Source organism: Cryobacterium sp., assembly GCF_025463825.1.
Taxonomy (GTDB): Bacteria; Actinomycetota; Actinomycetes; order Actinomycetales; family Microbacteriaceae; genus Cryobacterium.
Window position 1 is genome coordinate 20333 of sequence record NZ_JAODBG010000054.1, and the last position, 7782, is coordinate 28114.

The window sequence follows — 7782 nt, forward strand, 5'->3', positions numbered from 1 at the left end:
TTCGTCACAGCTGCTGCGCTCCAGCGTCGAGGAGGTCGAAGTACCGACCGGCGGTTTCCATGTCTTTGTCGCCGCGACCGCTGAGGTTGACGAGGATGATCGCGTCCGGTCCCAGCTTCTTGCCGAGCTCAAGCGTTCCGGCGAGGGCGTGCGCCGATTCGATGGCGGGGATGATGCCTTCGGTGCGGCTGAGCAGCCGGAGCGAGTCCATCGCCTCGGCGTCCGTGACGGGCAGGTAGGTGGCCCGGCCGATGCTGGCGAGCCAGGCGTGTTCCGGGCCGACGCCCGGGTAGTCGAGTCCGGCTGAGATGGAGTGCGACTCGACGGTCTGGCCGTCTTCGTCCTGCAGCATCATGCTGCGGGCACCGTGCAGGACGCCGGGGCGCCCCTTGGTGAGCGTGGCCGCGTGCCGCAGCCCTTCGATGCCTTCGCCGCCGGCCTCGTAGCCGTACAGGGCGACCTCGGGGTCGTCCAGGAAGGCGTGGAAGATGCCCATGGCGTTCGAGCCGCCGCCGACGCAGGCCGTGACGGCGTCGGGCAGGCGGCCGGTGAGGTCGAGGACCTGCTGGCGGGCTTCTTCGCCGATGATCTTCTGAAAGTCCCGCACCATGGCCGGGAACGGGTGCGGACCTGCGACGGTGCCGAAGACGTAGTTAGTGGTCTCCACATTCGTCACCCAGTCGCGCATGGCGTCGTTGATGGCGTCCTTGAGGGTGCGGGAGCCGGTCTTCACCGAGACGACCTCGGCGCCGAGCAGGCGCATCCGGGCCACGTTGAGCGCCTGGCGTTCGGTGTCGACCTCTCCCATGTAGACGACGCAGTCCAGGCCGAACAGGGCGGCGGCCGTCGCCGTCGCGACACCGTGCTGGCCGGCGCCGGTCTCGGCGATGACGCGCTTCTTGCCGATGCGCTTGGTGAGGAGCACCTGGCCGAGCACGTTGTTGATCTTGTGGGAGCCGGTGTGGTTGAGGTCCTCGCGCTTGAGGATGATGCGGGCGCCGCCGCCGTGGGCGGCGAACCGGGGCACCTCGGTGATCAGCGAGGGACGGCCGGTGTAGCTGCGGTGCAGCTCGGTCAGCTCGGCCGCGAAGGCCGGGTCAGCCTTGGCGAGGGCGTACTCCGCGGAAAGTTCGTCGAGCGCGGCGACCAGTGATTCCGGCACGAACCGGCCACCGAAGTCGCCGAAGTACGGTCCGCTCTGGGCGCGGAGGGACTCTGTTCCACTGGACATTTAAACCGCCAAGAATTCGGAGAGGGTGAGGATGGGATCGCTGGTGACGAGCGCTTCGCCGACGAGCACGACGTCGGCGCCGGCTGACCGGTAGTGGGCCACGTCCGCGGCGCTCTTGACCGCTGACTCTGCCACCCGCACCACGCCGGAGGGGATCCGGTCGGCGAGGCTGGCGAACAGGTTCTGGTCGAGCTCGAAGGTGCTCAGGTTCCTGGCGTTCACGCCCACCAGGTTGGCGCCGACGTCGAGGGCGCGGTCGACCTCGTCTGCGCTGTGCGTCTCGACGAGGGGGGTCATGCCCAGGTCGAGCACGAGGGTGTGCAGGGCTGCCAGCGTGGCCTGATCCAGCGCTGCGACGATCAGCAACACGAGGTCGGCGCCCGCGGCCCTGGCTTCGAAGACCTGGTAGGGGTTGCCGATGAAGTCCTTGCGCAGGACCGGGATCGCCACGGCGGCGCGAACCTGTTCGAGGTCGTCGAGCGAGCCGAGAAAGCGGCGGCCTTCGGTGAGGACGCTGATGGCGCTGGCGCCGCCGAATTCATAGGACACCGCCAGGGCTGCCGGGTCGGTGATGTCGGCGAGGGGCCCGCGGGACGGGCTGGCCCGCTTGACCTCGGCGATGATCTTCACCCGGTCGGCAGGCGCGAGCGCGTGCAGTCCATCCAGGGCGGGCGCCTGCGCCAGGGCGTCAGCTTCGAGGGCGGCGAAGGACCGCTCCAGCCGACGGCTCTCGGCGTCGGCGAGTGCGCCGGCGAACAGTTCTGCGAGGAGGTCGCTGGTCACGTAGTCAGTGACTTCCGTCGACCGACGCCGCGCCGTAGCCGGCCTTCGCCATGGCCCAGCCGACGGCCCAGCCCACCAGCAGCAGGACTGCGGATGCCCAGACGAGCCAGGCGACCTCGAAGAAGAAGGCGACGGTGCCGATGGCGAAAGCGATCAGCATGATGGTGACTGCGGTCCAGGCCGCGGTCGAATGGCCGTGGCCGGGGTCTGCCGACTCGAAGCTCATGGTTCTCCTAAAGGTCAATGGGCGTGCGGGATGATTCTATCGTGCCTGCGTCAAGCCGTCGGGTCGTCGCCCCGGGTCAGGCCGTCCCAGTCGTCCACGGCGTCGCGGGGGCGGCTCGCTCCGGTGCCGGGATCGGTCACCGGTTCGAACCGGGTGGTGTTGTAGCGCTTGGTCGGCCCGGGCCAGCGCCTGGCCGTGAGGCAGACCAGGAGGCCGACGAGCACCATCAGCACCCCGGCGGCCAGGGCGAGGAACGGCCAGAAGGTCAGTGCGGCGCTGCTCACGGCGGCCCGGGTGGAGTCGGTGCCGGCGATGCCGGTGGCGGCGGTAACCGCGGCCGTACTCGCGCGGACCGGGTCGAACACGGCCAGGGCCGCGGAGAGGATGACGCTGACCCCGAGAAGCATCTCGAGAATGCCGAGGATGACGCGGATCACGACACCGGCGATGGTCAAGGCGCCGGCCAGGGCCAGCCCGGCCAGCGCCAGGGCCGTGAGGCCCGGTGCGGCGATGCTGCCGGTCACGTCGAGCACCTGCTGCGTGGTGCCGTCGGCGGCGAGCCGCACGGTCGCCCAGACCTGGGTCCAGGCCAGCAGTGCGATACCGCTGGCCACGATCACAGCGAGGACCAGCATCGGCTTGATGCGCCGCCGCGAGAACACTCAGTACACCCGGGTCATGGAGTTGGCCACGGCGACGGCGCGCAACGGGGCCGCGGCCTTGTTCTGGGACTCCTGGTACTCACTGGCGGGGTCGGAGTCGGCGACCAGGCCGCCGCCGGCCTGCACATGCGCGACACCGTTCATGATGGTTGCGGTGCGGATGGCGATGGCGAGGTCGGCGTCGCCGGCGAAACCGAAGTAGCCCACGACACCGCCGTACACGCCGCGCTGGGTGGGTTCGAGGTCGTCGATGATCTGCAGGGCCCGCGGCTTCGGCGCCCCGGACAGGGTGCCGGCCGGGAACGTGGCCGTGAAGACGTCGATGGCGCTCATCTCGGGTAGCAGGTCGCCCTCGACGGAGGAGACCAGGTGCATGATGTGGCTGAAGCGTTCGATGCGCATGAACTCGGTCACCTCGACCGAGCCGGCCCGGCAGACCTTGAGCAGGTCGTTGCGGGCCAGGTCCACGAGCATCAGGTGCTCGGCGCGTTCCTTCGGGTCGCCGGCCAGTTCGGTCTCGAAGTCGGCGTCGGCCTCCGGGGTCACGCCGCGGGGCTTCGAGCCGGCGATCGGGTGCGTGAATACCCGGGTGTCCTGCACCTTCACCAGGGCCTCCGGCGAGGAGCCGACGATCCAGTACGGCTCGCCGGCCGTGGATTCCAGGCTGAGCAGGTACATGTACGGGCTCGGGTTCAGGCTGCGCAGCACCCGGTACACGTCGATTGCATCGGCGGTGCACTCCTGGTCGAAGCGCTGCGAGATGACGACTTGGAACACGTCACCGTCGACGATGTGCTGCTTGGAGGTGTGCACGGCGGCGAGGAAGTCCTCCCGCTCGGTACGGTGGGAAGGCGCGGCCGGGGCGGCAAGGTCTACCTCGGACACGAAGGCCTCCGCCGGTTGGGTGAGCCGGGTCTGCAGGGCGTCGAGACGGGCCTGCGCGGCGGGCCAGAGGGCATCCGTGGGTTCGACGCCGTCGTTGAGCACGTTGACGATCAGCTGCACGGTGCCCAGTTTGTGGTCGATGACGACCAGGTCGGCCACGAAGCTGAAGGCCTGACCCGGCACGTCGTAGTCCGCCGGCGGCCGGTTGGGCAGCCGTTCGATCTGGCGGATGGCCTCCCAGCCGATGAACCCGACGAGTCCGCCGGTCAGCGGCGGGTGCTCGGCCAGGCGGGGTGTCTGCCAGCGTTCGTAGAGATAGGCCAGGGCCGCCAGCGGCGGCAGGTCCACTATGCCGCCGAAGGCGCGCTCGGCGGAAACTCCGTAGTCGATCCAGGCGGTGTCGTCGCCGGCCTGGGTGAGGACGCCGAAGGAGGACACGCCGACGAACGAGAACCGGGACCAGATTCCGCCCTGTTCGGCGGATTCGAGCAGGAAACTGCCCGGCAGGCCGCTCGCCAGCTTGCGGTAGATACCCACCGGCGTCTCGCCGTCGGCGAAGAGTTCGCGGATCACCGGGATCACCCTGTGCTCGGCGAGCAGCCCGCTGAACTGCTCCGGCGTGGTCGATCCGGCGCTCATCGGTTCGCCTCGCCGGCTCCGGTGGGCGCGGCCGGCTCGATCGGCCCGGTCACGTCGATCAGCCCGGTCACGTCGATGTCGCGACCGTCGAAACAGGTGCGGGTGCCGGTGTGGCAGGCCGCGCCGATCTGCTCGACCTGCACCACGAGGGTGTCCGCGTCGCAGTCCAGGGCCGCCGACCGCACGTACTGGGCGTGCCCGGAGGTGTCGCCCTTGCGCCAGTATTCCTGACGGCTGCGGGACCAGAACGTCACACGGCCCTCGGTGAGCGTGCGACGGAGCGCCTCACGGTCCATCCAGCCCAGCATGAGCACCTCGGAGGTGTCCCACTGCTGGATCACGGCAGGCAGCAGCCCGTCGGGTGAGAAGAGGGCGGAATCCAGAGCGGCGTCGACGTTCATCGGCGCACCTCCATTCCGGCGGCGGCAAGCTCGCGCTTGACGTCGCCGATCGTCAGGTCTCCATTGTGGAAGACGGAGGCGGCCAGCACGGCGTCGGCGCCCGCGGCGATGGCCGGCGGGAAGTGCTCCACCCGTCCGGCTCCCCCGGAGGCGATCACCGGCACGCTGCTGAGTTCGCGCATGATCGTGATGAGCTCCAGGTCGAAGCCGGCCTTGGTGCCGTCGGCGTCGATGCTGTTCACCAGCAACTCGCCGGCGCCGAGTTCGATGGCCTGGCGCGCCCAGGCGAGCGCATCCAGGTCGGTTTCGGTGCGGCCGCCGTGCGTGGTCACCACGAAACCGGACGGGGTGCGTCCGCTGCGCTTGACGTCGAGCGACAGCACCAGCACCTGGGCGCCGTACCGGTCGGCGATCTCGGTGATCAGAGCGGGTCGCGCGATGGCCGCGCTGTTCACGCCCACCTTGTCGGCACCGCTGGCCTGCAGCCGGGACACGTCGTCGACGCTGCGGATGCCGCCGCCGACGGTGAGCGGGATGAAGACCTGTTCGGCGGTCTTGCTGACGACGTCGTAGGTGGTGGAGCGGTCGTCCACGGTGGCGGTCACATCGAGGAAGGTGAGTTCGTCCGCACCCTGCTCGTAATACCGCTTGGCCAATTCCACAGGGTCGCCCGCGTCGCGCAGGTTCTGGAAGTTGACCCCCTTGACGACGCGGCCGTTGGCCACGTCGAGGCACGGGATCACTCTGACGGCGAGGCTCATGGGTTCGTGTCCACTTCCTGGGGGTATGTAACCGATTATGCCGGGCCCGGCCTAGAGGCGGGCGTTGTGGATAGAGGTGACGAGGATGGCGCGGGCGCCGAGCTCGTACAGGTGGTCCATCACGCGGTTGGTGTCGACCCGCGGGATCATGACGCGCACGGCGACCCAGTTCGGATCGCGGAGTGAGGAGATCGTCGGAGACTCGATGCCGGAAGCCGCCTGGCAGGCGGCGTCGAGGTTGTCCACGTGCACGTCGTAGTCCACGAGCACGTACTGGCGGGCAACGAGCACGCCCTGCAGGCGACGCAGCAGGGTGTTGATGCCGGGGTTCTCGTTCTCGGAGGTGATCAGGACCGCGGTCGACTCGAGGATGACCGGGCCGAAGATCTGCAGGCCGGCCTTGCGCAGGGTGGAACCGGTGGAGACCACGTCGGCGACGGCATCCGCCACACCGAGCTGAACGGCGGATTCGACGGCGCCGTCGAGGGTGACCAGGTCGACGCTGACGCCGTGGCCGGCCAGGAAGGCGCCGACCAGCCCGGGGTAGCTCGTGGCGACGCGGAGGCCCTCGAGGCCGGCGAGGTCGGTGAAGCGGCCGGCCGGCCCGGCGAAGCGGAAGGTGGAATCGCCGAAGTCGAGGCTGGCGATCTCCGCGGCGGTGGAGCGAGAGTCCAGGAGCAGGTCGCGGCCGGTGATGCCGACGTCGAGCGCGCCGCTGCCGACGTAGGTGGCGATGTCGCGGGGACGCAGGTAGAAGAATTCCACGTCGTTGTGCGGGTCGGACACGACCAGGTCACGCGGGTCGCGGCGGCCGTTGTAGCCGGCCTCCGCGAGCATCGAGGCGGCGGTCTCGGCGAGTGAGCCCTTGTTGGGCACAGCGATTCTCAACATGTCAATCTTTCCAAAGGTGGGGGTGGGAGTGTTCCGGGAAGGGTCTCGACATCAGAGATGTCGGTAGACGTCCTCGGGGGAAAGCCCCTTCGCCACCATCAGGACTTGCAGGTGGTAGATCAGCTGCGAAATTTCTTCGGCGGTTTCCGTGTCGCTCTGGTACTCGGCGGCCATCCAGACCTCGGCGGCTTCCTCGACGATCTTCTTGCCGATCGCGTGCACGCCGTCGTCGAGTTCGCGGACGGTGCCGGAGCCAACCGGGCGGTCACGAGCCTTCTGGCTCAGCTCAGCGAACAGGTCGTCGAAAGTTTTCACTTGTACAGGCTACCGGTCCCGGCGGCTCCCGGAGCGCGGGCCGGGCGCCGCGCGGGCGCTAGTGGGCGTGGGAGTGCAGGGTGGCGGCGGCGCGGAGCCGGGCGATCGCGCCGGCCGGGTCGCCGTTGAAGACGCTCGAACCGGCCACGAAGGTGTTGGCACCGGCCTGGGCGGCCTGGGCGACCGTATCCTCGGTGATGCCGCCGTCCACCTGCAGCCAGACGTCGAGGCCGCGCTCGCGCACGGCGTCGGCGAGCAGTGCAAGTTTGGGCATGGTCGAGGCCATGAAGCTCTGGCCGCCGAAACCCGGTTCGACGGTCATCACCAGCACCTGGTCGAACTCGTCGAGCACGTCGAGGTAGGGCTCGGCAGGGGTGCCGGGCTTCAGAGCGATGCCGGCCCGGGAACCGATGTCGCGCAGGCGCCTGGCCAGTCCGACGGCATTCGTGGCCGCCTCGGCGTGGAAGGTCACCGAGTAGGCGCCGGCCTCGGCGTAGCCGGGTGCCCACCGGTCGGGGTCCTCGATCATCAAGTGCAGGTCGAGCGGGATCGGCGAGACCTGCAGCAGCCGTTCGACGATGGGCAGGCCGAGCGTGAGGTTCGGCACGAAATGGTTGTCCATGACGTCGACGTGGGCGAGGTCAGCGGTGCTGATGCGGCCGAGTTCCCGCTCCAGGTTGGCGAAGTCTGCGGCCAGAATGCTCGGGTTGATCCGGGTAACCATTCCTTCACCCTACCGAATCCGCGCCCCCGGTCCGCTCAGGGCCGGGTCAGTCCGCCTGGCGCTGCAACAGCGTGATGAACATGGCGTCGGTGCCGTGCCGGTGCGGCCAGAGCTGCACGCTGCCGGGGTCGCCGGCCAGGTCCAGCGGATGCACCGCCACCTCCTGCAGCACCGCCGCGGTGTCCAGCGGCACAATCTTGTCGCCCCAGGCCTTGCGGGCTGTCGCCACGATCCCCCGGGTCTCCGCGACGTGCGGCGAGCAGG

The 7782-nt window shown here is 69.3% G+C and carries 10 protein-coding genes and 1 pseudogene; all 11 read right to left on the minus strand.

Features of this window, described 5'->3' with window-relative positions:
* Nucleotides 1–4: 4 nt before the first annotated feature.
* Nucleotides 5–1231 carry a tryptophan synthase subunit beta gene (gene trpB / locus JWP54_RS06510; protein ID WP_297369075.1) on the minus strand — a complete coding sequence of 409 codons (1227 nt, stop codon included), beginning with the start codon at nt 1229–1231 and terminating at the stop codon, nt 5–7.
* Nucleotides 1232–2014, minus strand: coding sequence for an indole-3-glycerol phosphate synthase TrpC (gene trpC / locus JWP54_RS06515; protein ID WP_297369077.1), 783 nt, complete (start codon nt 2012–2014; stop codon nt 1232–1234).
* 4 nt (nt 2015–2018) lie between these two features.
* Complete coding sequence (locus JWP54_RS06520) at nt 2019–2240, minus strand: DUF6704 family protein (RefSeq protein ID WP_297369080.1); 222 nt, start codon at nt 2238–2240, stop codon at nt 2019–2021.
* A 50-nt stretch (nt 2241–2290) separates the two neighbouring features.
* Nucleotides 2291–2875, minus strand: a complete 585-nt coding sequence (locus JWP54_RS06525; protein ID WP_297369084.1) for a Trp biosynthesis-associated membrane protein — start codon at nt 2873–2875, stop codon at nt 2291–2293.
* Nucleotides 2876–2902: 27 nt separating this feature from the next.
* The gene (locus JWP54_RS06530; protein WP_297369087.1) at nt 2903–4426 is read right to left on the minus strand and encodes an anthranilate synthase component I; all 1524 of its coding nucleotides are present in this window, start codon (nt 4424–4426) and stop codon (nt 2903–2905) included.
* A complete protein-coding gene (hisI, locus tag JWP54_RS06535) occupies nt 4423–4827 on the minus strand; it encodes a phosphoribosyl-AMP cyclohydrolase (RefSeq protein WP_297369091.1) in 405 nt (134 codons plus the stop codon). Before hisI ends, JWP54_RS06530 begins: the two co-directional genes overlap by 4 nt.
* Nucleotides 4824–5588, minus strand: coding sequence for an imidazole glycerol phosphate synthase subunit HisF (gene hisF, locus JWP54_RS06540; RefSeq protein WP_297369094.1), 765 nt, complete (start codon nt 5586–5588; stop codon nt 4824–4826). The genes hisI and hisF overlap by 4 nt, the downstream gene beginning before the upstream one ends.
* Nucleotides 5589–5639: 51 nt before the next feature.
* A complete protein-coding gene (gene hisG, locus JWP54_RS06545; RefSeq protein WP_297369098.1) occupies nt 5640–6479 on the minus strand; it encodes an ATP phosphoribosyltransferase in 840 nt (279 codons plus the stop codon).
* A gap of 51 nt (nt 6480–6530) precedes the next feature.
* Nucleotides 6531–6794: a phosphoribosyl-ATP diphosphatase gene (locus tag JWP54_RS06550; protein WP_297369102.1), complete on the minus strand. Its 264-nt coding sequence runs from the start codon at nt 6792–6794 to the stop codon at nt 6531–6533.
* 58 nt (nt 6795–6852) lie between these two features.
* On the minus strand, nt 6853–7518 hold the full coding sequence (gene rpe, locus JWP54_RS06555) for a ribulose-phosphate 3-epimerase (RefSeq protein ID WP_297369105.1): 666 nt from the start codon (nt 7516–7518) through the stop codon (nt 6853–6855).
* Nucleotides 7519–7564: 46 nt separating this feature from the next.
* A pseudogene (locus JWP54_RS06560) lies at nt 7565–7782 on the minus strand (rRNA small subunit methyltransferase B); the annotation flags it as partial.